The sequence below is a fragment of the Mycobacterium sp. genome, assembly GCF_032159765.1.
Taxonomy (GTDB): domain Bacteria; phylum Actinomycetota; class Actinomycetes; order Mycobacteriales; family Mycobacteriaceae; genus Mycobacterium.
Genome location: NZ_JAVHWM010000220.1, coordinates 1 through 23432, shown reverse-complemented (window position 1 = coordinate 23432; position 23432 = coordinate 1). Strand labels below are relative to the sequence as shown.

Genomic DNA, 23432 nt, shown 5'->3' with positions numbered 1-23432 from the left:
AGGAGGTAGATGAAACCGTCTGTCGCGCGGCCCCTGGTCGGGCTGGTCAGCATCCTTGTCATTGCTGCGGTGGTCTGGGTCTCCCTCACCCTCTTCCGCGGCGGTTTCACCACCTCCGTGCCAGTGACCCTCATCTCCGACCGGGCAGGCCTGGTGATGACCCCCGACGCCCGGGTCAAGATGCGCGGTATCCAGGTGGGCAAGGTTGCTAGTATCACGGAGCTGCCTGACGGTAGGGCCAAACTCAGCCTCGCGATGGATCCTGGGCAGTTGCACCTCATTCCGAACAACGTTCTCGTCAACATCGCCTCGACGACGGTGTTCGGCGCAAAGTTCATTCAGCTGGTTGCGCCGGCCGACCCCAAGGGCGAGATGACGCCCAACCAGATCATCGACGCACACGACAAGATCACGGTCGAAATCAACACCGTGTTCTCCCGACTCACCCAGGTGTTGTCCAGCATCCAGCCCGAGAAGCTCAACGAGACCCTGGGTGCGATCGCGGCGGCATTCGACGGCAAAGGCGAAAAGATCGGCCAGACCTTCGTCGACCTGGACAACTATTTCGCGAAGACCGAGCCCAGCCTCGACGCATTGAGCCATGACCTGGCGGTGGCGCCCGGCGTATTCAACGCGTACGCCGACGTCGCTCCGCAGCTCGTCGACACGGTCAAGAATTCGACCACGATCAGCCAGACGATCGTCGAAGAGCAGAACAATCTCGACTCCTTCCTGATGAGCGCAATCGGGTTGGCCGACACCGGAAACGACGTGATCGGCAGCAACCGGCAGGCCCTCTCCGATGTGCTGCACCTTCTCGTGCCCACGACGGATCTCACCAACGAGTACTCCCCGGCGATCAAGTGCGCGCTCGGCGGCTTGGCCGACCTGACCCACCAGCCGCCGCTGCCCGCACCGGGCATCCTCGTGTCGGTGGGTTTGACGCTGGGCATCGAGCGCTACCGCTACCCGACGAACCTTCCTAAGGTCGCGGCGACCGGTGGCCCGCAATGTAGCGGCCTTCCGCACGTGCCGATGAACGTGCAGCCGCCTTCCGTGAACGTCGACGACGGCACCAACCCTGAGCAGTACGGCAACCCGGGAATTCTGCTGAACTCCGACGGGCTCAAGCAGCTGCTTTACGGCCCGATCGATGGGCCGCCGCGAAACAGCGCACAGACAAGTATGCCCGGATGAGGGGCGGATGGAAGGGCACGCTTGCCAAGCTCACCGCGTTCGCGGTGGTGATGGCGGTTCTCACCGCGTTCCTGTTCTTCATCTTCGGGCAGTACACCACCGGTTCGACGAACGAATACTCGGCCGTGTTCACCGATGCGTCGCGACTGCAACCCGGTGACACCGTGCGTGTTTCGGGGATCCGCGTCGGCACCGTCAACGACGTGACGCTGCGCGAAGACAAGAAGGTGGTCGTCAACTTCGACGCTGAGAGCAACATCAAGCTGACCCGCGGCACGCGGGCGATGGTCCGCTATCTCAACCTGGTCGGTGACCGTTACCTCGAGCTCGCCGACGGACCCGGGTCCACGCAGATCCTTTCCCCCGGATCGGTGATACCGATCGACCGAACGGCCGGCGCGTTGGATCTCGATCTCCTACTCGGCGGCCTCAAACCCGTGATCCAGGGCCTGAACCCAGACGATGTGAACCAGCTCAGCCAGGCCCTGGTGCAGATATTCCAGGGCCAGGGCGGCACGTTTGACTCGCTGCTGAAGAACACATCGTCGTTCTCGAATTCGTTGGCCGACAACAGCCAAGTCGTCCAGCAGCTCATCGACAACCTCAACACTGTGGTCGGCACTCTCTCGCAGGACGGCGACAAGTTCAAGGATGCGCTGGACCGCCTGCAGCACCTGATCACCGAACTGTCCGCAGACCGCGATCCGATCGGCACCGCGATCGTCGCGCTCGACAACGGAACCGCCTCGATCGCCGACCTGCTCACAGAGGCCCGGCCACCGCTGGCCGCGACGGTGGACCAGCTCGCCAAGCTCGGCCCGCTGCTCGACGACGGCAAGGGCCACCTCGACTACATACTGCAGCGCTTGCCCGAGGACTACCGGAAGCTGACCCGGCTCGGTTCGTACGGCGCTTGGTACAACTACTACCTCTGCGGCATCACTGTCCGCGCCACCGATATGCAAGGCAACCCGGTGGTGTTCCCGTGGATCAAGCAGAAGACGGGGAGGTGCGCGGAAAAGGATGATTAAGTACCACGGCGGCAACCTCATTCGGGCCGGCTTCATCGGAGTCGTGCTGATTCTGCTGGTGATTGCGGTCGGTCTGCAGCCCCAGAAACTGTGGTCGGTGGCGTCGTCGATCCGCTACCAGGCACTGTTCTCTGAGGCCGGCGGCCTGACACCTGGCAATCCCGTCACCGTGTCCGGAGTCAAAGTGGGGACGGTGTCGGAGATCTCGCTGAAGAACGGCGAGGCGCTGGTGACGTTCGACGTGCCCAGCAAGATTGCGCTCGGCTCCGATACCAGCGCGCACATCAGGACCGGTTCGCTGCTGGGTGAGCGCGTCCTGACCGTCGAAGCCGCAGGCTCCGGCAGGATGCACGGGATGGACGTGATCCCCTCGTCGCGGACGTCGTCGCCATATTCGCTCACCGATGCCGTCAGCGACCTCACGACGTACTCAGACCAAACGAATTTCAACGACAAAGACGGACAAGCAGGTCTCAACACCTCCCTGAACACGTTGGCGGACACACTGGATAAGATTGCGCCGCAACTCGGGCCCGCATTCGACGGGATCACCCGGCTGTCGCGGTCCCTCAACGAGCGCAATACCAGCCTGCGCGATCTCCTGAAAGCTGCCACCGACGTCACGGGCATCCTGTCGGAGCGCAGCCAGCAGATCAACACGTTGATCCTGGACGCGAACGATCTGGTGGCCGTCCTCGCCGCCAGACGCAACGCGATCGTGCAGCTGCTGGCCAACACTTCCGCGGTGTCCCAACAGGTTACGGGGTTGGTCCACGACAACGAGAGCAAGCTCGCGCCCGCACTGGAACGGCTGAACCGGGTCAACGCGATGCTGGAGAAGAACAAAGACAACATCGGCAAGATCCTGCCCGGGCTCAAGAAGTTCCAGGTCACCCAGGGCGAGGCGGTGGCCAACGGTTACTACTACAACGCGTTCATTCCCAATCTTCAACCGGCACAGCTACTTCAGCCGTTCTTTGACTACGCATTCGGATTCCGCCGGGGCGTCAATGTCGGGCAGCCGCCGGATACCGCCGGGCCGCGGGCAACCCTGCCCTTCCCGTACAACGGGATTCCGCAACCGTACGAACAATGGGGGCCGGGAGCGCCTCCGGGGACTCCGCAATGACCAGGAAACGGCTTCTCACAGGTGCCGCGATCGTGCTGGTCGCACTGGTCGCCGCTGCGGCGATCTTCGTTGTGCGGCAAGTGTTCTACAAGCCCAAGACGATCACCGCGTACTTCACCACCGCCACTGCGGTCTATCAGGGTGACGAGGTCAGGGTGTCGGGGGTCAAAGTCGGCAGCGTCGACAAGATCGAGCCTGTGGGTACGCGGGCCAAGATGACGCTCCATGTCGACCGCGACGCGCCGATCCCTGACAACGCGAAAGCCGTGATCGTTGCGCAGAATCTGGTGGCCGCGCGCTACGTCCAGCTCACGCCGGCATACCGCGGCAGCGGTGCGCAGATGAAAGACGGCGCCGTAATCCCGTGCGACCCTTCACCGGGCGAGTGCCGCACAGCGACGCCGGTCGAGTGGGACCAGGTCAAGCAACAGTTGATGAAGCTGTCAACGGAATTGGGCCCCAACAGCAAAGTATCCACACCGGCGATTGCGCGCTTCATCGACAGCGCCGCCAACGCGCTGGACGGAAACGGTGACAAGCTCAGGCAGACCCTGACGGAACTCTCGGGTCTGGGCCGCACGCTGACCAGTGGGGATGGCAACGTCGGCGACATCATCCAGAACCTGCAGGCCTTCGTCACCGCGTTGCGCGACAGCAACCTGCAGCTCGTGCAGTTCAACAACCGCCTCGCGACTTTGACCAGCGTGCTCGACGACAACCGTTCCGACCTTGACGCCGCGTTGTCCGATCTGTCGGTCGCGGTGGGTGAGCTGCAACGCTTCGTCCATGGCAGCCGTGACCAGACCAGCGAGCAGATCCGAAGCCTCGCGAGCGTCACCCAGACCCTGGTCGACCACCAGATGGACCTGAAGAACATCCTTCACATCGCGCCGACGTCGTTCGCGAACTTCTACAACATCTACAACCCCGACACTGGCAGTCAGGTGGGCGCGCCGGTTCTCAACCCGCTGCTCCAGAACCCGGTGTGGTTCTACTGCGGTATGTTCGGCGCGATCGAGAACGCCACCGGACCCGAGACGGCCAAGCTGTGCGAGCAATACCTCGGGCCGGCGTTGCGATTGCTCAACGCCAACAACTTCCCGTTGCCAATCAACCCGTTCCTGATGCCGGCTTTCTCACCCGGCCGGGTGATCTACTCCGAACCTCGCCTCGCGCCGGGCGGCGAGGGCCCGAGGCCGGTGCCTCCCGAGCAGCCGCCTTCAATTTCCGCGTACACCGGGTTACCCGGTGACTATCCCGACGCCCCGACGCCACCGCCACCGCCGGCGCGCATCCCTGGCGTGGCGAACCCGGCTCCGACCTCCTTCCAAGGCCCGCCGCCGCCGCCCCCGCCACCTGCGCCCGGGCCGAGCCTGCCCGATACGTTGCTTCCAGCGGAAGCTCCGCCGTCATGATGCGCCGCGCGGGAATCTGCCGATCGATCGTGGTCGCCGCCTGCGCGGCGACGACCGCGACGGCGTGTTCGTTCCAAGGCTTGAACTCGCTGCCGCTGCCCGGCGCCGAGGGACGTGGTAGCGACGCGCATGTCTACCACGTCGAGATCACGAATGTCGGTACGCTGGAATCGAATTCGCCGGTGATGATCAACGACGTCGTCGTGGGCAGCGTTCGCGACATGACTGTCGGTAGCAGGGACGGTAAGTGGTTTGCCGACGTCGACCTGTCGGTGAAGCCCGACACCGTTGTCCCGAAAAATGCGGTGGCCAGTGTCGGGCAGACGAGCCTGCTGGGATCGATGCACCTGTCGCTGGATCCGCCGCTCGGCCAAACGGCGCAGGGGAGCCTGCCAGCGGGATCGAAGATTCCGCTGAGCCAGTCGTCGACGTATCCGTCCACCGAGCAGACACTGTCGTCGCTGTCTTTGGTGGTCAACGCCGGTGGCCTGTCGCAGCTCGGCGACATTCTCCACAACTTCAACGGGGCCGTGCACGGGCGCGAACAGCAGATCCGGGACCTGCTGACGCGCCTCGACACGTTCGTCGGCACGCTGGCCAAGCAGCGCGACGACATCATCTCAACGATCAAGGGGTTGAATCGGCTTGCCGGCGCCTTCGCCGAGCAGCGCGATGTGATCAACAATGCCCTGGACAAGATCCCTCCGGCGCTCGATGTGCTGGTCAAGGAGCGTCCGAACATCACGGCCGCGCTGACGAAGCTGGGGACGTTCAGCGACACCGCGACGCGGCTGGCCAACGACACCCAAGCCGATTTGGTGAGAAACCTCAAGAACCTTGCGCCCACCCTCAAGGCGTTGACTGATCTCGACAAGGACCTTGCTCCGACGCTCGCCTACGCGACTCTCTACCCGTATGGCACCACCCTGATCGACCGGGCCGTCCGTGGCGATTACGCGAACCTGTTTGCTGTCCTTGACATCTCGCGCGAACGGCTGAAGCGCACCCTGCTGCTCGGCACGCGGTTCGGTCAGCCCGGCGCGGTGTTGCCGGGTGCGCCGGGTGAGCCGTACATCATCAGGGACATGTTGGACCCGGCGGGTGGCTCCGCCGCGTCACTGAGCACTGCGCTGACGCCGCCCAAACCTGATGCCGCGCCGGGCAGCCAGCCTGCGCCGCTGACCCAGCAATCAGCACCGGATGCGCCACCGGCACCGCCGCCGCTGCCCGAAACACCTTGGCCGCCATCGCAAATGGATGTGGGGGGCTGATGTTAACGCGTTTCGTCCGAATCCAGCTGACGCTCTTCACGATCGCGTCGATCATCGGTTTGGTGGCGATGGCCATCTTCTATATGCAGATTCCGACGCTGTTGGGTATCGGAAAGATGAGGGTGACGCTCGAGTTGCCCGACGGAGGCGGTCTCTACAAGTTCAGCAACGTCACCTACCGCGGGGTGGAAGTCGGCAAGGTGACCAAGGTGGAGCTGACTCACAATGGCGCGAAAGCCACCCTCTCCCTGAACAGTTCACCGAAGATCCCGTCCGACTTGAAGGCCTACGTACACAGCGTCTCGGCAGTGGGTGAGCAGTACGTGGAGCTGGAGCCGAACACCGACAAGGGGCCGTACCTTGACGATGGTTCGACGATCTCCGCGGGTAAAGACGCGCTTCCGCAGGCTGTGGGCCCCATGCTCGACCAACTCAGCAAGCTGATCGACAGCATCCCGAAAGACAGGCTCAGTGCCCTGCTCAACGAGACGTTCAAGGCGTTCAACGGAGCGGGGTACGATCTCGAGTCGCTTGCCAATACCTCGTCGAAGCTGTCCGGTGACCTCAACCGCGTCGCGGATCAGAACGCCGCGCTGTATCGAGACAGCGGACCGCTTCTCGATTCACAGGCCGATACCACCGATTCCATCAAGCTGTGGGCGCGCAGCCTCGCCGGTGTGACACAGCAGCTGGTGACCGACGACTCGAAGTTCCGGACAGTGCTGAGCAAAGCGCCCGGTGCATTCGACGAAACATCTGCTCTGCTGAATCAGATCAAGCCGACGCTGCCTGTACTGTTGGCGAATCTCACGACGCTCAGCCAGATCTTCGTGACGTATCACCCGGGTCTCGAACAGATTCTGGTGCTCCTGCCCCCGTCGGTTGCGGGCATCCAGGCGGTCAGCCCAAGTCGCAACCCGACCGGCTACGCGCTCGGCGACTTCGCCATCACTATCAACGACCCGGTGCCGTGCACGGTCGGCTTCCTGCCGCCGTCGTCGTGGCGCAGCCCGGCGGATACCAGCAGCATCGACACGCCCGATGGCCTATATTGCAAACTGCCGCAGGATTCGCCGACCCTGGTCCGCGGTGCTCGCAACAACCCCTGCATGAACAACCCGGGCAAACGCGCGCCGACCGTGGAGATCTGCGAGAGCAACGAGCCCTATCGTCCGCTCGCAATGCGGCAGCACTCGCTCGGCCCGTACCCGTTCGACCCGAACCTGATAGCGCAAAACGAGCCCCAGGATGATAAATCGACGTTCCAGGAGAACATCTTTGCTCCGATTGAGGGCACGCCACTGCCGCCAGGAGCAGGGATTGGGCCGCAGGCGCCCGGCGCCGCGCCCATCGCTCCGCAGGCCGGCAATATCCCTGCGCCAGAAGCGAATACGCCTCCCGTCGGGGGCACGCCGCACCTGGCACCCACTCAGCCTCAAGCGCCTGGCACCGTGCCTGGCCCTGCGCCTGGCGCCGTGCCGGACGGTTCCGCCCCCGACCCTGCGCCGCAAGCGGTGCCAAGCTCAGGTACGTCAGCACCCGTGATGTCCACGGCCCAATACGACCCGCGCACCGGCCGGTTCATCACTGCTGACGGCCAGCTTTATCAGCAAAAGGATGTCACGTCGACACCGAAGTCGTGGCAGGACATGCTGCCCAAGTAAGCAGTGTCAGAAGGTAATTCGCAGATGCTCAGCCGATCTTGACGAGCTTGAACGGTGTGATGACCTCCTGTGCGTTGTTGAAACCGCACGCCCCGCTGGGCCCGAGCGTCACGCTCTCGCCCGCGTAGGTGTTCGAGTCGGGATCGATTGGGAGGGTGGGGTCCAAACCCATCGGGTAGAACGTGATTAGCTGCCGGCCGGTGGCAGATGTGCCGTCTTCGCAGGCCTCCCACCCGGGCAGGTACCTGACGATCTTCCAGATCGCGGGTACGCGGACGAGCTCGGCGGTCCAGCCCTGGTCACTGGACACGGTTCCGGTGCAATTATTCGGGTTGATGCACGACGACCTTATCGTCCAGGTTTCGCGGACCACCGCCTCGGTGTGGTAGCTATCGTTCGTCCTGGCCCACTCGCCGTTCTGCGTGGCCGTGAAGACACCGTTGATCGCGGGGTTGTTGATGTCGGCGCTCGCAGTGGCCATGCCCACCCAGCTCATCGCCGCAGCGGCCAATGCCGCCGCGCCCGCCGTCATCGCACGCATCCCCGCCGGTCTCCTCTTCGCGCAAGCGCTCATCGGTCGCTCCTCGCCACCCGTGAAATCAGGTCGTGATAACGCGATTCTCAAAGTTGGAGAATAACATCGCGCACCGCCCCGCAGTGCCGGTTTGCACGGGCAATCGGGTGGCCGCAGGCCCCGGCTTACAGCGGCTCGAACTTCTCGATCAGCCAGTTTCCGTTGACCTTCTTCATCGTCGCGCGCACCGTCGTCGGGGTCATCCTGGGCGCGGGGTTGGACCTACTCGTGGATTCCTTGTCAACAAAAAGAAGCACGACCGCGGAATCCGCATGGAGATCCGCGGTAGCAGACCGGGAGATGTGCGCGGCGGTGGCCACCTCGCGTTGTTGCGCCGCCGCCGCGAGAATTGAATCGGTGAAACGTGTGTAGTAATCCAGGAACTCGCCGGTCAAGTAGGACTTCGCCTTAGCGATGTCGCTGGTAAGGTTCTCGGGTTCGTACGAAAGAACCGCCACCGTGCCGTCCTCGGCGGCCTTCTTGGCGGCCGCCGAGACTGCGGCGTCGTTCTGCTGGTCGGGCCGGTATACAAGGTAGTAGACAGCCACAGCGGCGCCGACCATCGCGGCGGTCAGCACCACGAGCAAGATGGCGCGCCATGTGTGCAGCACGTCGAGCACCCAGCCCGGGATGCGCTCGGACTCCACCGGTTGCGGCCTGACTGGCGCCTCGACGCTCACCGCACGAACTCGAATTCAGAAGTCTTGAGCTGGCCGTGTTCGCGCACCAAGGTCAGGCTGATCCGCCACAACGCCGGCGGCAGCGGTTTGTTGTCGGGGCCGGTGCCATCCATCGACGCGACCACCAACACGACCGCGGAGTCGTCCGTCATCGATTCGACCGCGGCCAATTGCACACTGGCCTTCGTCATGACCTTCGACTCCAGCGCGTTTTTCACCAGCTCGTCTGCCTCGCCGGCCTCCAGCGCGGACTTGAACTTGCCCGTGGAGTTGGCGATTACATCCTTCATGTTCTGCTGCACGCTGGCGGGGTCGACCGTCATCATCGTGACGACGCTCTGCCGTGCCGCAGCCGCGTACTCCGCGGCGCGCTGCCGATTCTGGTCGGCATGCCTGTGATGCACCAGCATCACAACTACCGCGGCAATCGAGGCCGCGACGAGCACGCCCGCCTCGGCGAGCGCGAGCAGCTTGACCGATGGCAACAGCAGCCACCGGGGCCGCGACCACTCGCGGACCCGGTCGAAGACGGACCTGCTCTCCTCCTCGGCGACTCGCAGGCGCAGGCTGTCCGCGCGGACACGGGCTGCATAGGCTCGGGCCTGCGCCTCTGCGGCGGCGGCCTCGAATTCCTCGATCGAGGCGTCTGCGTCGAGCACCGCTGACCGAAGCTTGCGCGGCGACATGAGTACCTCCCGCCGCTCGAATGTCTGCCGAGGGCCATCAGAGTATCACTGGGGGGCTACGAGAATCTTCTCCGAAATGAAGAACATCCTTCTCGCATGTGCGAGAGTAGTGGCGTGAAATTCGCCGCAGCAGCTGGGGCGGTTTTGGTCGCCGCCGGACTTCTGGTCACTGCGCCGCCGGCGGTGGCCGGGCCCACTGTCTGTGACGTGCCCGCCTGCACTCCGGGGATACGGCCGGGCGTCGTGCTCGGGTCGCCGTGCGACAACCCGACGTTCTACGTGTTCGGCGTGACCGACTGGGGGCGGCTGGTGTTCTGCGGCTCGCCGCGCCGGTACGACCCGCGGTGGTTCCGGTCGCCGGTGATGCGCGGGATCAAGGACGAGAACACCGTGTGCACGGCCGACGAGGGCTACGTCGCACAGGCGCCCGATGGCCGGTTCCTGACCTGCGTGGCGGTGTCCGGCCAGGCGCTGTGGCTTCGCGGCGACGTCTGAGCCGCGTCGCTGCTAGCTGACCGGCCTGAACTTGATGTTGATGTCGGTGAGGCCGCGCAGGATGAACGTCGGCTCGTAGGTGTAGGTCCGCTGGCCTTCGGGCCCGTGCTTGTCGGAGTCGATCGTGATGTCGGCCATTCGGTCGAGGATGCGCTCCAGCGAGACACGTCCCTCCACCCGCGCCAGCGGTGCTCCCGGACACGAGTGGATGCCGCGGCTGAACGCGATGTGCTCGCGGACGTTCTTCCGGTCCAGGCGGAACTCGTGGGGCTCTTCGAAGCGGTTCGGATCGCGGTTGGCAGCTCCGGGGCTGACCATCACCGTGGTGCCTGCCTTCACGTCGACGTCGCCCAGCTTGGTGGTCTTGCGCGCCATCCGGAACACGCTCTTCACGGGGCTGTCCATCCGGAGGCACTCCTCGATGAAGATCGGGATGGCACTGCGGTCCTCACGGAGTTGCTGCTGGATGTCCGGCCTGTCGCCGAGCACTCGCATCGCCGCGCTGAGCATCTTGGCGGTGGTCTCCTGACCGGCGCCGAACAGGAAGGTGGCGGTGCGCACGACGTCGGTCACCGGGGGAGTGGAACCGTCCGGGTAGAGGGCGGTCGCCAAGCCCGTGAGGACGTCGTCTTGCGGGTTCTTGCGGCGGTCCTCGATGTAGTGGATGAATCTCTCATCGGCCCACGCCAGCGGGTTCACCGCGATCGGCTCGTGGTCGAGGCCGCCGATGTTCGACCCCGGCCGGGCGGCGCCGAAATTGTTGCGGAACTCCTCGTGGTCCTCCTCGGGCACACCGAGCAGGTCGGCGACTACGAGCAGCGAGAAGGGCCGGGCGTAGGCCGTCAAGAACTCGCACTGGCCGTCGGCGATGAACTCGTCGATGTAGCGGTCGGCCAGCCGCCACATGAAGTCCTCGTTCTCCTTCAGTCGCTTCGGCGTGAGCAGGCGGGACAGCAATGAGCGCGCGTCGGTGTGGTTCGGCGGGTCCATGGTGACCATGTGCTCGAACATCGGGATTTCGGTGCGGTGCTCGACCAGCTGCGCACAGATGTCGTCGCCCTCGGGCACGAAGGGTATCGGCGTGAACGGCCCGGCGACAGCCACGCAGGACGAGAAGGACTCGACGTCTTTGTAGACCGCGTTGGCCGTCTCCCACCCGGTCACCGCGAGCACGCCGTTGTTGATCGGGCAGCACGTCGGGTGCTGGCTGCGGATGTGGTCGAAATAGGGATGAGGATCCGGAATGAGCGACTGATCGGTGAAATAGTCGACCGAGTCGAAGTTGGTCATAGGGGGTTGCCTCCTGAGGGGCCGGAGAAAGCTCGCACTGTTTTGCTCCTCGCGTCCGCGTGTCTCGTCCGTGCGAGCGACGTATGCTGTGCATCTGCTTAGCACGGTGCTGAGTTGTGGTCAAGGCGCGCAGGAGCGGAGATGGCGGAAAAGGCGTCCAGTAGACGAATCGGAGCGCCGGAGGCAAAGAATCGGGGCGTGCTGCTCGACGCGGCCGAACGGCTGATGGTCGAAGAAGGCTATGCCGCAGTCACTTCGCGTCGTCTTGCAGAAAGCGCGGGCCTGAAGCCGCAGCTTGTGCACTACTACTTCCGGACCATGGAAGACCTGTTCCTGGAAGTGTTTCGCCGCCGCGCCGAGCAGGGCCTCAAGGCGCAGGCGCGGGCACTGGACTCGCCCCAGCCCCTCTGGGCGCTGTGGCGCCTGAGCAGCAATCCCGCCACGAGCCGGTTCATGATGGAGTTCGCGGCGTTGGCGAACCACCGCAAGACGATGCGCGCCGAGATCGCGCACTACGCCGAGCGATTCCGCGAGGAGCAGTGGAGGACGCTGGCGACCGCGCTGGCGCGCTACGACACCGATCCGGACACCATGCCACCGATCGTCTGGTCGGTGCTGTTCACCAGCCTGTCGACGGTGCTCGCGATGGAGAAGGGCCTGGGCATGTCGCTGGGCCACTCAGAAACGGCCGAGGTGGTGGAGCGCTACCTGCTGCGCCTGGAAGGCGAACCACTGCCGGTGGACGAGCTTGACTAATCCTCGATTGCTCCTCGCGTCCGCGTCCTCGATTGCTCCTCCCGTCCGCGGGTCACCAGGTGCGGATGCTGCAGAGCACCCCTTTTGCATCCGGGGCGCTGTCTTTGGACACGACGGTTTTGCCGTCCACCGCGATCTCGCAGTGGAAGATGGGTGTCCCGGGCTCGCCGCCCGTATTGGCGATGACCATCGCATATTCCTCGGGCTTGGCGAGGTTGAGCTCGAACGTCCACGGTGGATTGTTCGGTCCCAGATCGGCGGCGACGTTCGGCGTGAACTCGTAGGGGTTGTGGCTGTAGGCGGACCAGATCGCAGGTTCGTGGTCGATGTAGTACACCTGTGCGTAGATCGGCTTCTTCGCGGTGAGCGTGTACTTGACGGGATGCAGCGGCAGGTCTTCGTCGGCGGCTGCCGGGCTTGCAGTAAGACCGGCAGTCGTAATCAGGAACGCGGTGCACATCAGAGTGGTTCGTCGTGTCATTTCGATGGCCTCATCACCTTGTCTGCCGCCTCCCAGTGCTCGTCAGCAACCCAAAGCCGTGCAAAGGACGCTACCGCTTCTTCGGGCGTTGTCCCGGCGATTACCCGCTTTATCTCTGTCGCGGGTCGATTCGCGAGCGATCTCGCCACGGCCCGCCAGGTCTCGTCGAACGACGCGCGCGCAACGACGTTGTCGACCAGGCCGATGCGCAGCGCCTCTGCGGCGTCGACCGGGGTTCCGGATCCCGCGAGCAGCAGTGCCCGGCCGGCTCCGACGAGCGCCGCGAGCCGCTCGGCCCCGCCCCATGCGGGCATGATCGCCAGCGAGACCTGGTTGAACGCGATCTTGACGTCGTCGGCGGCGATCCGGATATCGGCGGCCACCGCTACCTCGCCACCGCCGCCGAAGGCGTGGCCGTTGAGCGCGGCGATCACGGGTGCAGGGAACTCCGCAAGTCGATCGCAGATCATGCGCATCCGCCACGCCATCGCGGAGGCGTCTTCGACGGTGCGTATCGCGGCGAGCTCTTTGAGGTCGCCGCCCGAGACGAACGCGCGGTCGCCCGCGCCGGTGATGACGAGCGCGCGGGCGTCGGCCGAAGACTCGAGTGCGTCCAGCGCCTTTTCCAGCTCGGCCATCGTGTCCAGAGAAATAGCATTGCGCGCGTGAGGCCGATCGATGGTGAGCACCGCCAGCCCGTCGTCGAGCTCCACGTCGACCATCTGATGGTTCTCCGATGCGATATTGGCATTCTCTCTGAGGGAGAATAGCATCTCCAGCGACATGATTTTCGCCGGTCGGAACCTCCCCGCGCGCGCCATTTCCGATGAGTTGGCCCATTGGTATGAGGCCGAAGGCTGGTGGACCCAGGACACGCTCGGCGACCTGCTGGCGCGGGGCCTGGCGGCCCATCCGGAGACCGCGTTCAACGTGCATTCGACGGTGCGGCCGTGGTCGGGCACGTACCGCGACGTCGAGTTGGTCGCACGCCGGCTCGCAGCGGGACTGCGGGCCCGGGGTGTCCGGCCCGGGGACGTAGTGGCATTTCAGCTGCCGAACTGGATGGAAGCCGCCGCGACGTTCTGGGCGTCGGCCTTCCTCGGTGCCGTGTCCGTGCCGATCGTGCACTTCTACGGCCGCAAGGAGCTGGCCCACATCATCGCCTCCGCGGGGCCGAGCGCGTTCATCACCACCGAGCGGTTCGGCCGGATGGAGTACCAGCCGGATCTGTGCGCTGACATCGCGGTCGTTGGGCTCGTAGATCGAAATACGGACACCGAGCTGCCTGACTTCGACGAGCTTCTCGCCGCCGAACCGATGACCGGGACGCTGAAAACCGATCCCGGCAATCCGGCACTGATCGCGTTCACGTCGGGCACTACCAGCGATCCCAAGGGCGTCATCCACAGCCATCAGACGATCAGCTGCGAGACCCGTCAGTTGCACGGGAACTACGTTCCTGACCGCGGGCGCAATCTGACCGCGGCGCCGGTCGGGCACTTCATCGGGATGCTCGGAGCTTTTCTGGTCCCGGTACTGGACGGGGCGACGATCGATCTGATCGACCAGTGGGATCCGACGGAGGTGCTCGCCCTGATGAAGCGCGAGGCCGTGGCCGTCGGGGGTGGCCCGCCGTACTTCTTCACCAGCCTCCTCGATCATCCCGACTTCACCGACGAGCATCTGCGCCACATGAAGACGGCCGGTCTCGGCGGCTCGACGGTGCCGGCCGCCTTCACGCGCAGGCTCACCGACTTGGGCATCACCGTGTTCCGTTCGTACGGCAGCACCGAGCACCCGTCGGTCACCGGAACGCCATTCGACGGGCCCGAGGACAAGCGATTGCTGACCGACGGATGTCCGCGCCCGGGAGTGGAGATCCGACTCGGCGAGGACGGCGAGATCTTCACCCGCGGTCCCGACCTGTGCCTCGGTTATACGGACGAGGCGCTGACGACACGCGCGTTCGACGCCGACGGGTGGTATCGCACCGGCGACGTCGGTGTGCTCGACGCGGACGGCTACCTGACCATTACGGACCGCAAGTCCGACATCATCATCCGGGGCGGGGAGAACATCAGCGCGCTGGAGGTCGAGGAGGTGCTGCTCGCAATGCCGGCCGTGGCGGAGGCGGTGGTTGTGTCGGCGCCCGACAGCCGGCTCGGCGAGCGCGTCGCCGCGGTGCTGCACGTCCGGTCCGGGCACGCGACGCCGACGCTGGACGAGATCCGCGAACACTTCGCGAGCAGGGGTGTGGCGCGGCAGAAATGGCCCGAGGAGCTGCACGAAGCCGTCGACTTCCCGCGCACCGCGAGCGGAAAGATCCAGAAGACCCAAGTTCGTCGGTCCATCCGGGAAATGTCGGCCGCACGAGCCGCTCCCAGGATTGCCACCCAACCAGGATGAGAATAGGATTCTCGTAAGACGATAAGGAGTTTTCCATGGGTCAGCTTTCGCATTACGTCGACGTGCCGTTTCCGTTGTTCGACGCGGACAACCATCTGTATGAGCCCGAAGAGGCGCTGACCAAGTTCCTGCCCAAGGAATACAAGGACGTCGTGCAGTACGTGCAGATCAACGGCCGCACCAAGATCGCGTTGCGCGGTCAGATCAGCAACTACATCCCGAACCCGACCTTCAACGTGGTCGCGAAGCCCGGCGCGTGGGAGGAGTACTTCAAGTACGGCAATCCTGACGGCAAGTCCAGGCGCGAGCTGTTCGGCGAACCGATGCGGTCGATTCCGGCGTTCTTCGAGCCCGGCCCGCGCCTGGAGCTGATGGACAAGCTGGGGCTTGAGCGCTCGCTCATGTTCCCCACACTGGCCAGCCTGATCGAGGAGCGCCTGCGCGACGACCCAGTCGCTATCCACGTCCTCATCCATGCGCTCAACGAGTGGCTCGACGAGGTGTGGGGATTCAACTACAAGAACCGCATCTTCACGACCCCGGTCATCACCCTGCCGATCGTCGAGAAGGCCATCGAGGAACTCGACTGGGTGGTGAAGCGGGGCGCCCGGGTCATCTTGGTCCGCCCCGCCCCGGTGCCCGGCTTCCGCGGGCCGCGGTCGTTTGCCCTGCCCGAGTTCGACCCGTTCTGGCAGCGTTGCGTTGAACACGACGTGCTGGTCGCGATGCACTCCAGCGACAGCGGCTACTCCCGGTACACCTCCGAGTGGGACGGCGCCGCCCAGGAGATGCTGCCGTTCCAGACCAACGCGATGAACATCCTCAACGAATGGCGCCCGATCCAGGACGCGGTGGGCTCATGGGTGATTCACGGCGCGCTGTTCCGCTTCCCCACGTTGAAGGTCGCGGTCATCGAGGCCGGGTCGAAGTGGATGTTCCCGCTGCTGGACAACATGGCCGAGGTGTTCAAGAAAGCCCCAGAAGCCTTCCCCAGCAACCCGATCGAGGAGATCAAGAACCGCATCCACGTCAGCCCGTTCTACGAAGAGGGCATCGACGACCTGATCAACCTCATCGGCGTGGAGCGCGTGCTCTACGGCTCCGACTATCCGCATCCCGAGGGCCTTGCGGAGCCCACCCACTACGTGACGGCGCTCGAGCACCTCGCCACCGAGGATCAGGCGAAGATCATGGGTGGCAACTTGGACCGCCTCGTCACGGTGTGACGACCCGCCGCGGCGATCAAGGGCGCGTGCCGTGGCAGACCATCCCCGAGATGGTCCTGTCCGCGGCCGACCGGTTCGGTGACGCCGAAGCCGTTGTCGACGGGCCGCTGCGACTCTCGTTCACCGAGCTGGTCCACCGCATTCGTTGTGCCGCAGGCGCTTTCGCGTCCATGGGCATTGGCAAGGGTGACCGGGTGGCGGTCTGGGCGCCCAATTCGGCCGAATGGATCATTGCCGCATTCGGCCTGCTGACTGCGGGCGGCGTGCTGGTTCCCGTCAACACCCGCTTCAAGCCTGAAGAGGCCGCGGACATCATCCTGCGCAGCTGCGCCAAGGCGGTGCTCGTGCAGCAGGGGTTTCTCGGGCAGGACTATTCGGCTCCGAACGGCATTCCGGTGATCGACGTGAGGTCGGATTTCCTGTCGGCGGGCCAGCCGTTCGAGCAGAGCGGCCTGAAAGGCACGGACGTCGCCGACATCATTTACACGTCGGGGACCACCGGACGCCCCAAGGGCGCCATGATGAATCACCTTCAGACGCTGCGGATGTACGAGGAGTGGGCGACGCTGGCGGACCTGCGTGAGGGCGACCGCTACCTGATGATCAACCCGTATTTCCACACGTTCGGCCTCAAGGCCGGTCTCATCGCGGCGTTCCTTCGCGGCGCGACGATGGTGCCCGTCGCCGTCTTCGACAGCGCTCGCGTCGTCGAGTTGATCTCCTCCGAAGCAATCACGATGCTCCCGGGTCCACCGACCCTGTATCACTCGCTGCTCGCGCTGCAGGACACGAGCATGTTGTCGTCCTTGCGCGCTGGGGTGACCGGCGCGGCCGACATCCCTGTCGAACTGGTCCGCCGGATACTGTCGGATCTCCCATTCCAGACACTGATGACCGGCTACGGGCTCACCGAGGCCGGCAATGTGACGCTGTCGCGTCCCGGCGACTCCTTCTCCGACGTCGCGACCACCGCCGGGCTGCCGTGCGACGGCGTCGAGGTCCGTATCGCCGACGACGGCGAGGTCCTGGTCCGCGGGTACGGCGTGATGCAGGGCTATTTCGACGACACGGTGGCCACAGCCGAGGCCATCGACGGCGACGGCTGGCTCCACACAGGCGATCTCGGGGCCTTCACCGAGTCCGGCCGGCTGCGCATCGCCGGCCGCAAGAAGGACATGTTCATCGTGGGCGGATTCAACGCCTATCCCGCCGAGATCGAGGGCTTCCTGATGGAGCACCCCGCAGTGGCGCAGGCGGCGGTGATCGGTGTCCCGGACGAGCGTCTCGGCCAGGTCGGCAAGGCGTTCGTGGTGACGACCAGCCAGGTGGGCGCCGACGACCTCCTCGCGTGGGCCCGTGACCGGATGGCAGGCTTCAAGGTTCCTCGGTTGGTGCAGTTCGTCGACGAACTCCCGCTCAACGCCACAGGAAAGGTGCGCAAGGACCAGTTGCGGTAGCAGGCGTGCGGAAGTGACACTTCCGAAATAGGGAAATGGTGTTTTCGCAGATCAGTCAGTTTTTCTGCGTTGGCGCCGATGCCCGCTGTGACGGGGGCGGGCGGACGGGGTGGTAACGTGGTTCTCCAATTCTTCGCGCGACATGGAGGGCCGAATGCCGACCGGACACCGACTTGGTTCGGTATGAAGTTGTCATGGGCAACACCGGCAAGCCTCCTGGAGATACTCAGGACGGCGATGCCGTGACAACCGAGGTCACTTCATCGGCCTCGGAGGCCGAGCCCGCTGCGGAGACGAAGCCTGATCTGCAGGCGATGCTCGCGGAAGCGGAAGCTGAGGCCGCCGAGGCAGAGGCGGCGGCAGCTGCTGCGCGCGCGAAGGCGCGCGCCATGCGAGCCGAACAAGAGCGCGAGTCGGATGACGACGATGTCGAAGACACCAAGCCGCGGCTACGGCGCGCAGGCGTGCCCGTCGTCGCGAAGATCGTCGCGGCGCTCGTTATCGTCGCCTCGCTCGCGGGCAGCGGTTGGATCGTCTGGCAGCATCACGAGGCTTCGGTGCGCCAACAGCGCGCCGAGGAATTCGTCGACGCTGCCAGAAATGGCGTCGTCGACATGACGTCGTTTGACTTCCACGTCATCAAGGACCAACTGCGCCACGTCATCAACAACTCCACCGGTGTCTTCAAGGACGATCTCGTTTCACGGAGTGACCAGATCATCAAGATCACGGAGGCCTCGAAGGCAGTCGCGAAAGGCACGGTGACGGCGGCTGCCGTTGAGCGCCTCAACTCACCTGATGAAGCCGTGGTGCTGGTGGTCGGCACCGAAGAAGTCGCCAACGCCGCAGGCAACAAACAGCCGCGGGGGTTCAGGTTCAGGATCACGGTCAGCAAAGACGGTGACCAGCTGAAGGTGTCGAAGTTGGAGATGGTGCTGTGATGGCGAGCGAAGCGCCCAGCATCGAGGACGTCGAGGAGACGGAAACGGCTCACAAGGCTGAGCGCACGAGCCGAGTCGTGCGTGTCCCGCTGTCGGCGCTGGTGTGGGGCGTGGCCGTCCTGGTGTCGGTGGGGTTGCTTGTCGGCCTCGGGTATTTCTGGTGGTGGCCTGACCGACAGACGACCGACACGGTCCAGCAAGCCGTGAGAGACACTGCGAAAGACGGCGTTACCGCGGTCTATTCGTACGCCTCGGACACGATCGACCGTGACATCGCCAACGCGAAATCCCGGTTGACCGGCGACATGTTGACGGAGTACGAGAAAAACGCCTCTAGCGGCGCCGTAGCGGCCGCGAAGTCCAAAGCAGTGAGGGCCACCGGCGTCGTCACCGGCGCCGCGGTGAAGCAACTGCGTCCCGATTCAGCGGACGTCTTGGTCTTCCTCAACCTGACGTCCGCGACACAGGATTCTCCGGCAACTCAGTTGGGCACGGGCAGCCTGATGGTCTCACTCTCGAAAGTTGATGGGAAATGGCTTATTTCGGCGATGCAGCCGGCGTAGGGGACCAATGAGTATCTCGTTGTTGTTGGAGATGGCGCTCTCGGATCCCGATCGAGAGGCGTTGGTTTCCAACGGAACTCGACTCACAGTCGGAGAGCTGAGCGCGCTCGCTGATGGCGGCGCCGGCGTCATTGCGGGCTCCGGTGCGGGCAGCGTCGCCTATGTTGGCACCGGCGGGGCGATGCTGCCGTTGCTGATCTTCGCTTCGGCGCGGGCCTCGCGCCCGTTCACCCCGCTCAATTACCGACTGAGCCGAGATGGGTTGGGCGAGTTGATCGACCGTCTCGATCGGCCTCTGGTGGTGTTCGACGACGAGTATCGCGACATGGTCAGCGACGCGGGCGTGACAGCAGTTGAATCCGGCACGTTCTTGGAGTCGGCGCGCACCGCTGAACCGGTCGCCGAGTTCCCCGACCCCGACGACGCGGCGATCGTGCTCTTCACATCGGGCACCACATCGAGGCCCAAGGCCGTCGAGCTCTCGCACAACAACCTGACCAGCTACGTCACCGGCACCGTCGAGTTTGCGTCGGCGCAGCCCGACGATGCCGTGCTGATCTGCGTGCCGCCCTACCACATCGCAGGCGTGAGCGCGGCATTGTCCAACCTGTACGCAGGTCGAAAGATGGTGTACCTGAGGCAGTTTGACGCCAAGGAGTGGATCAGGCTGGTCGGCGAAGAGGGCATCACGAGCGCCACCGTGGTTCCGACCATGCTCGACCGGATCATCACCGAGCTCGACGCGAACCCTCGACCGCTGCCGACACTTCGATCCTTGGCATACGGCGGCTCGAAGGTTCCGCTTCCGCTGGTGCGCAAGGCGCTCGACCTGCTTCCCGAGGTGGGCTTCGTCAACGCCTACGGGCTCACCGAGACCAGTTCGACGATCGCGGTTCTGACTCCTGACGATCACCGCATCGCGCATCAGGCATCCGACGACGCCGTACGGCGGCGGCTCGGGTCGGTCGGGCAGCCGGTACCGGGCATCGAGGTGCAGATCCGCGGAGACGACGGCGCCGTATTGGAGCACGGCCAGAGCGGTGAGCTGTTCGTCCGCGGCGGCCAGGTGTCGGGCAAGTACGCCGAAATCGGTTCCGTGCTCGACGAAGACGGGTGGTTTCCCACCAAAGACGTCGCCATGCTCGACGCCGACGGCTACCTGTTCATCGGCGGCCGATCCGATGACACCATCATCAGGGGCGGCGAGAACATCGCGCCCGCGGAGGTCGAGGACGTGCTCGTCGAGCATCCGATGGTGCGCGACGTGGCGGTGGTCGGGGTCGAGGACGCGCAATGGGGACAGATCATCGTCGCGGTTGTGGTACCCGCGCACCCCACCGAGCCCGACCCCGAAGAGCTCCGCGCGCACGTCCGCAAGACGCTGCGCGGGTCCCGGACGCCGGACCGGGTTGTCTTCCGCGACGAACTACCCACTACGCCAACGGGAAAGGTGCTGCGTCGCGCGCTCATCGAAGAACTGGCCAGCTCAGAGGTCACAAAGTAGGAAAAGGGGCAACCATGATCAAGACAGGTACTCGGCTGAAGAGCCAGGTGTGTGACACCGAGGTCATCGTGATCAAGGCCGGCGACGGCCTCGACGATCTGCGGGCCGGTGGAGCGCCGATGGTCGAGCTCGGAACGGACGGGGGCTCGGATGCGGTGCTGGACCCCAACTTCGCGGATGGAGCCGTGATGGGTAAGCGCTACGTCGACGCGGCCGGAGCCGAGGTGCTGGTGACCAAGGCAGGTGCGGGAACCCTGTCCGTCGGCGATGTGCCGATGAGCCTCAAAGAGGCGAAGCCGCTACCGGCTAGCGATTAGGGCTGCGGCGCAACGCCTTCCGATGATGACCCACGCAGACACGCGCTCGCTGGTGATCGCCTCGGACTATCGGGTGCCTGATCCGTCGCGGGTACCGCGGCTGCTCGCCAACAATACGTCGGCGCTAGCGGAGATCGGCGCCCATCACGTGATCGTGCACGCGTCGTCCACGGATCAGGGCCGCGTGCTGGTCAGCCTCGTCGTGCAGAATCGCGAGCCGATCGTCGACCTGCTGCGCTCGCGGGTGTTCTTCGATTGGTTCGATGCCGTTGGCGTCGAGGACATTCCGGCTGTCTTCGCCGGCGAGCTCGTCGACAGGATCGACATCAAAGACTCGGCGGATCCGGCGGCGCCAGGGGTCATCGTTGCGGCGATGACGTCGGTGCACGACGTGGCGGAGCTGATCGACCACGTGCATTCCGCCCTCGACAGATTCGAGGCCGCAGGTGTGTTGAAGACATGGATATTCCAGGCCTTCGACGATCCGCGGGAGGTGATGATCCTTTCGGAGATTGACAGCGCGGACAACGCACGCCGCTGGATTGAGCACCCCGATCCGGCGGCCGAGTGGATGGCGAATGCGGGAATCGGCGCGTATCCGCCACTGTTCGTCGGCACGCTGCTGGAGACCATGCGGATCGAGAGCTGACCGGACCCGCCGATGTATGTGTGCTTGTGCAATGGAGTGACCAGCCACACGGTCGCCGAGGTGGTTGCACAGGGCGCGTCGACCACGAAGAAGGTGGCCGTTGCGTGCGGCGCGGGTGCCGAGTGCGGGCGGTGCCGACGTAGTGTTCAGGCGATCATCAGGGCGCTGGCGGCGCCCGAAGATGCGTTGAGATGAGGAGGTTCAGTTCATGATCGGTGAATACGCCGGTGACACCGGCATGCTCATCCTGCGGCTCTGTCTCGGTCTGACGATGGCCGCGCACGGCTACAACAAGTTCTTCGGCGGCGGCCGGATCCCCGGGACGGCGCGATGGTTCGAGAGCATCGGGATGAAGCCCGGGATGCTGCACGCGCGGATCGCGGCGACCACCGAGATGTCCGCGGGCCTCGGACTGGCCGTCGGATTGCTGACACCGATACCCGCCGCGGGCTTTGTCGCGCTCATGGTCGTCGCCGCATGGACGGTGCACCGCCCCAACGGTTTCTTCATCGTGAAGGAGGGGTGGGAGTACAACCTGGTGCTCGCGGTCAGTGCGGTCGCGGTGGCCACGATCGGTGCCGGGCGCTTCAGCCTGGACTGGCTGATCTTCAAACACAACTGGATGGACGGCTGGCCCGGCCTGGCGATTTCGGCGGGTCTGGGTCTCGCCGGCGGCATCGGCCAGCTGGTCCTCTTCTATCGCCCACCGGCGCCGGTCGCCCAGGAGAGCTAGCCACACACCACCCCCTGCCGCGAGCGTGCGAGTCTGCAGGCGACACGCCGCTTGGAGACCCGATTTCACGCACGCTCACGCCCGGATCCGGGAGCCCGTTGACACACGGCGCCCCCGGATGACAGAGTGCTGAGCGACTGCTCAACATTTGTCAGAAAGAGGTAATGATGGCTGGCCGAGTTGAAGGCAAGGTCGCATTCATCACGGGCGCTGCGCGCGGTCAGGGCCGCGCTCACGCGGTGCGGCTGGCCGAGGAAGGCGCCGACATCATCGCCGTCGACGTGTGTAAACAGCTCCCCACCGTGCGAATTCCGCTGTCCACGCCGGAGGATCTCGCGGAGACTGCGGATCTCGTGAAGAACCTCGGCCGCCGTATCTACACCGCCGAGGTCGACGTCCGTGACTACGACGCGCTGAAGGCTGCGGTGGACGCCGGCGTGGAGGAGTTGGGCCGGCTGGACATCATCGTTGCCAACGCCGGGATCGGCAATGGTGGCTCGACGATGGACAAGCTCAGCGAGGCCGACTTCGACGAAATGATCGGCGTCAACCTCGGCGGCGTGTGGAAGACGGTCAAGGCCGGTGTGCCGCACATCCTGTCCGGCGGCCGGGGTGGGTCGATCATCTTGACAAGCTCCGTTGGTGGGATGAAGGCCCTCCCGCATACGGGCGCCTACATCGCCGCCAAGCACGGCGTCCTCGGGCTCATGCGCCTTTTCGGCGTCGAGCTCGGTGCGCAGAGCATCCGCGTCAACTCCGTGTGCCCGACGAACGTGAACACGCCGCTGTTCATGAACAAGGGCACGATGAAAATGTTCCGGCCCGATCTGAAGGATCCGGGCCCCGAGGACATGAAGGTCGCGGGCCAGTTCATGCATACGCTGCCGATCGGGTGGGTCGAGCCCGAGGACATCGCGAACGCGGTGCTGTTCCTCGCCTCTGACGAGTCGCGCTTCATCACTGGCGT

Annotated in this window: 25 protein-coding genes; 19 read left to right on the top strand and 6 right to left on the bottom strand. The window is 64.8% G+C overall.

The window, feature by feature from the left end:
- The first annotated feature begins 9 nt into the window (after positions 1-9).
- Genes QOH60_RS28235 through QOH60_RS28210 form a run of 6 tightly spaced genes read left to right on the top strand, consistent with a single transcriptional unit; the run spans position 10 to position 7707 of the window.
- On the top strand, positions 10-1197 hold the full coding sequence (locus QOH60_RS28235) for an MCE family protein (RefSeq protein ID WP_526425196.1): 1188 nt from the start codon (positions 10-12) through the stop codon (positions 1195-1197).
- On the top strand, positions 1194-2228 hold the full coding sequence (locus tag QOH60_RS28230) for an MCE family protein (RefSeq protein WP_526425195.1): 1035 nt from the start codon (positions 1194-1196) through the stop codon (positions 2226-2228). Before QOH60_RS28235 ends, QOH60_RS28230 begins: the two co-directional genes overlap by 4 nt.
- The gene (locus QOH60_RS28225; RefSeq protein ID WP_526425194.1) at positions 2221-3357 is read left to right on the top strand and encodes an MCE family protein; all 1137 of its coding nucleotides are present in this window, start codon (positions 2221-2223) and stop codon (positions 3355-3357) included. Before QOH60_RS28230 ends, QOH60_RS28225 begins: the two co-directional genes overlap by 8 nt.
- Positions 3354-4772: an MCE family protein gene (locus QOH60_RS28220; protein WP_526425193.1), complete on the top strand. Its 1419-nt coding sequence runs from the start codon at positions 3354-3356 to the stop codon at positions 4770-4772. The genes QOH60_RS28225 and QOH60_RS28220 overlap by 4 nt, the downstream gene beginning before the upstream one ends.
- Complete coding sequence (locus QOH60_RS28215; RefSeq protein WP_526425192.1) at positions 4769-6043, top strand: MCE family protein; 1275 nt, start codon at positions 4769-4771, stop codon at positions 6041-6043. The genes QOH60_RS28220 and QOH60_RS28215 overlap by 4 nt, the downstream gene beginning before the upstream one ends.
- Positions 6043-7707 carry an MCE family protein gene (locus tag QOH60_RS28210; protein ID WP_526425191.1) on the top strand — a complete coding sequence of 555 codons (1665 nt, stop codon included), beginning with the start codon at positions 6043-6045 and terminating at the stop codon, positions 7705-7707. The genes QOH60_RS28215 and QOH60_RS28210 overlap by 1 nt, the downstream gene beginning before the upstream one ends.
- A gap of 28 nt (positions 7708-7735) precedes the next feature.
- On the opposite strand, the gene QOH60_RS28205 is transcribed toward QOH60_RS28210, so the two are convergent.
- The 3 genes from QOH60_RS28205 to QOH60_RS28195 all read right to left on the bottom strand — a co-directional run bounded on the left by QOH60_RS28205 (position 7736) and on the right by QOH60_RS28195 (position 9647).
- On the bottom strand, positions 7736-8281 hold the full coding sequence (locus tag QOH60_RS28205; protein ID WP_526425190.1) for an Rv2253/PknI dimerization domain-containing protein: 546 nt from the start codon (positions 8279-8281) through the stop codon (positions 7736-7738).
- A gap of 125 nt (positions 8282-8406) precedes the next feature.
- Positions 8407-8961 carry an Rv1363c family protein gene (locus QOH60_RS28200; protein ID WP_526425189.1) on the bottom strand — a complete coding sequence of 185 codons (555 nt, stop codon included), beginning with the start codon at positions 8959-8961 and terminating at the stop codon, positions 8407-8409.
- A complete protein-coding gene (locus tag QOH60_RS28195; protein ID WP_526425188.1) occupies positions 8958-9647 on the bottom strand; it encodes an Rv1363c family protein in 690 nt (229 codons plus the stop codon). The genes QOH60_RS28200 and QOH60_RS28195 overlap by 4 nt, the downstream gene beginning before the upstream one ends.
- 96 nt (positions 9648-9743) lie before the next feature.
- On the opposite strand from QOH60_RS28195, the gene QOH60_RS28190 reads away from it, so the two are divergent.
- Positions 9744-10142: a hypothetical protein gene (locus QOH60_RS28190; RefSeq protein WP_526425187.1), complete on the top strand. Its 399-nt coding sequence runs from the start codon at positions 9744-9746 to the stop codon at positions 10140-10142.
- A gap of 12 nt (positions 10143-10154) precedes the next feature.
- On the opposite strand, the gene QOH60_RS28185 is transcribed toward QOH60_RS28190, so the two are convergent.
- Positions 10155-11432 carry a cytochrome P450 gene (locus QOH60_RS28185; RefSeq protein ID WP_526425186.1) on the bottom strand — a complete coding sequence of 426 codons (1278 nt, stop codon included), beginning with the start codon at positions 11430-11432 and terminating at the stop codon, positions 10155-10157.
- Between the two features lie 198 nt (positions 11433-11630).
- Here QOH60_RS28185 and QOH60_RS28180 point away from each other — a divergent pair, with 198 nt between their 5' ends.
- Positions 11631-12188 (top strand): TetR/AcrR family transcriptional regulator, encoded by a 558-nt coding sequence (locus tag QOH60_RS28180; protein ID WP_526425185.1) that lies wholly within the window; start codon positions 11631-11633, stop codon positions 12186-12188.
- A 52-nt stretch (positions 12189-12240) separates the two neighbouring features.
- Here QOH60_RS28180 and QOH60_RS28175 read toward each other — a convergent pair whose 3' ends face one another.
- A complete protein-coding gene (locus QOH60_RS28175) occupies positions 12241-12669 on the bottom strand; it encodes an Rv2576c family protein (RefSeq protein ID WP_526425184.1) in 429 nt (142 codons plus the stop codon).
- Complete coding sequence (locus QOH60_RS28170) at positions 12666-13391, bottom strand: enoyl-CoA hydratase/isomerase family protein (protein WP_526425183.1); 726 nt, start codon at positions 13389-13391, stop codon at positions 12666-12668. The genes QOH60_RS28175 and QOH60_RS28170 overlap by 4 nt, the downstream gene beginning before the upstream one ends.
- Positions 13392-13452: 61 nt before the next feature.
- On the opposite strand from QOH60_RS28170, the gene QOH60_RS28165 reads away from it, so the two are divergent.
- The 11 genes from QOH60_RS28165 to QOH60_RS28115 all read left to right on the top strand — a co-directional run.
- Entirely contained in the window at positions 13453-15075 is a 1623-nt protein-coding gene (locus tag QOH60_RS28165) for an AMP-binding protein (protein ID WP_526425182.1), read from the top strand.
- Positions 15076-15110: 35 nt separating this feature from the next.
- Positions 15111-16301 carry an amidohydrolase family protein gene (locus QOH60_RS28160; protein ID WP_526425181.1) on the top strand — a complete coding sequence of 397 codons (1191 nt, stop codon included), beginning with the start codon at positions 15111-15113 and terminating at the stop codon, positions 16299-16301.
- Entirely contained in the window at positions 16298-17758 is a 1461-nt protein-coding gene (locus tag QOH60_RS28155) for a FadD3 family acyl-CoA ligase (protein ID WP_526425180.1), read from the top strand. Before QOH60_RS28160 ends, QOH60_RS28155 begins: the two co-directional genes overlap by 4 nt.
- A gap of 194 nt (positions 17759-17952) precedes the next feature.
- Positions 17953-18699 (top strand): Rv1363c family protein, encoded by a 747-nt coding sequence (locus tag QOH60_RS28150; protein WP_526425179.1) that lies wholly within the window; start codon positions 17953-17955, stop codon positions 18697-18699.
- The gene (locus QOH60_RS28145; RefSeq protein WP_526425178.1) at positions 18699-19262 is read left to right on the top strand and encodes an Rv1363c family protein; all 564 of its coding nucleotides are present in this window, start codon (positions 18699-18701) and stop codon (positions 19260-19262) included. The genes QOH60_RS28150 and QOH60_RS28145 overlap by 1 nt, the downstream gene beginning before the upstream one ends.
- Positions 19263-19269: 7 nt before the next feature.
- On the top strand, positions 19270-20766 hold the full coding sequence (locus QOH60_RS28140) for a class I adenylate-forming enzyme family protein (protein WP_526425177.1): 1497 nt from the start codon (positions 19270-19272) through the stop codon (positions 20764-20766).
- 14 nt (positions 20767-20780) lie between these two features.
- Positions 20781-21083 carry a hypothetical protein gene (locus QOH60_RS28135; protein ID WP_526425176.1) on the top strand — a complete coding sequence of 101 codons (303 nt, stop codon included), beginning with the start codon at positions 20781-20783 and terminating at the stop codon, positions 21081-21083.
- Positions 21084-21108: 25 nt separating this feature from the next.
- Complete coding sequence (locus tag QOH60_RS28130) at positions 21109-21732, top strand: fatty-acid--CoA ligase (RefSeq protein ID WP_526425205.1); 624 nt, start codon at positions 21109-21111, stop codon at positions 21730-21732.
- A 12-nt stretch (positions 21733-21744) separates the two neighbouring features.
- Positions 21745-21927: a (2Fe-2S)-binding protein gene (locus tag QOH60_RS28125; protein ID WP_526425175.1), complete on the top strand. Its 183-nt coding sequence runs from the start codon at positions 21745-21747 to the stop codon at positions 21925-21927.
- A 13-nt stretch (positions 21928-21940) separates the two neighbouring features.
- On the top strand, positions 21941-22465 hold the full coding sequence (locus QOH60_RS28120) for a DoxX family protein (RefSeq protein ID WP_526425174.1): 525 nt from the start codon (positions 21941-21943) through the stop codon (positions 22463-22465).
- A 167-nt stretch (positions 22466-22632) separates the two neighbouring features.
- On the top strand, positions 22633-23432 hold an 800-nt coding region (locus QOH60_RS28115), incomplete at its 3' end, for a mycofactocin-coupled SDR family oxidoreductase (protein WP_526425173.1).

Excerpts from the sequence above, each read along its gene's own strand:
- QOH60_RS28235 (WP_526425196.1), top strand. The coding sequence starts at position 10 with ATGAAACCGTCTGTCGCGCGGCCCCTGGTCGGGCTGGTCAGCATCCTT.
- QOH60_RS28230 (WP_526425195.1), top strand. The coding sequence starts at position 1,194 with ATGAGGGGCGGATGGAAGGGCACGCTTGCCAAGCTCACCGCGTTCGCG.
- QOH60_RS28225 (WP_526425194.1), top strand. The coding sequence starts at position 2,221 with ATGATTAAGTACCACGGCGGCAACCTCATTCGGGCCGGCTTCATCGGA.
- QOH60_RS28220 (WP_526425193.1), top strand. The coding sequence starts at position 3,354 with ATGACCAGGAAACGGCTTCTCACAGGTGCCGCGATCGTGCTGGTCGCA.
- QOH60_RS28215 (WP_526425192.1), top strand. The coding sequence starts at position 4,769 with ATGATGCGCCGCGCGGGAATCTGCCGATCGATCGTGGTCGCCGCCTGC.
- QOH60_RS28210 (WP_526425191.1), top strand. The coding sequence starts at position 6,043 with ATGTTAACGCGTTTCGTCCGAATCCAGCTGACGCTCTTCACGATCGCG.
- QOH60_RS28205 (WP_526425190.1), bottom strand. The coding sequence starts at position 8,281 with ATGAGCGCTTGCGCGAAGAGGAGACCGGCGGGGATGCGTGCGATGACG.
- QOH60_RS28195 (WP_526425188.1), bottom strand. The coding sequence starts at position 9,647 with ATGTCGCCGCGCAAGCTTCGGTCAGCGGTGCTCGACGCAGACGCCTCG.
- QOH60_RS28190 (WP_526425187.1), top strand. The coding sequence starts at position 9,744 with ATGTGCGAGAGTAGTGGCGTGAAATTCGCCGCAGCAGCTGGGGCGGTT.
- QOH60_RS28185 (WP_526425186.1), bottom strand. The coding sequence starts at position 11,432 with ATGACCAACTTCGACTCGGTCGACTATTTCACCGATCAGTCGCTCATT.
- QOH60_RS28175 (WP_526425184.1), bottom strand. The coding sequence starts at position 12,669 with ATGACACGACGAACCACTCTGATGTGCACCGCGTTCCTGATTACGACT.
- QOH60_RS28170 (WP_526425183.1), bottom strand. The coding sequence starts at position 13,391 with ATGGTCGACGTGGAGCTCGACGACGGGCTGGCGGTGCTCACCATCGAT.
- QOH60_RS28165 (WP_526425182.1), top strand. The coding sequence starts at position 13,453 with ATGATTTTCGCCGGTCGGAACCTCCCCGCGCGCGCCATTTCCGATGAG.
- QOH60_RS28160 (WP_526425181.1), top strand. The coding sequence starts at position 15,111 with ATGGGTCAGCTTTCGCATTACGTCGACGTGCCGTTTCCGTTGTTCGAC.
- QOH60_RS28150 (WP_526425179.1), top strand. The coding sequence starts at position 17,953 with ATGGGCAACACCGGCAAGCCTCCTGGAGATACTCAGGACGGCGATGCC.
- QOH60_RS28145 (WP_526425178.1), top strand. The coding sequence starts at position 18,699 with ATGGCGAGCGAAGCGCCCAGCATCGAGGACGTCGAGGAGACGGAAACG.
- QOH60_RS28140 (WP_526425177.1), top strand. The coding sequence starts at position 19,270 with ATGAGTATCTCGTTGTTGTTGGAGATGGCGCTCTCGGATCCCGATCGA.
- QOH60_RS28135 (WP_526425176.1), top strand. The coding sequence starts at position 20,781 with ATGATCAAGACAGGTACTCGGCTGAAGAGCCAGGTGTGTGACACCGAG.
- QOH60_RS28130 (WP_526425205.1), top strand. The coding sequence starts at position 21,109 with ATGACCCACGCAGACACGCGCTCGCTGGTGATCGCCTCGGACTATCGG.
- QOH60_RS28125 (WP_526425175.1), top strand. The coding sequence starts at position 21,745 with ATGTATGTGTGCTTGTGCAATGGAGTGACCAGCCACACGGTCGCCGAG.
- QOH60_RS28120 (WP_526425174.1), top strand. The coding sequence starts at position 21,941 with ATGATCGGTGAATACGCCGGTGACACCGGCATGCTCATCCTGCGGCTC.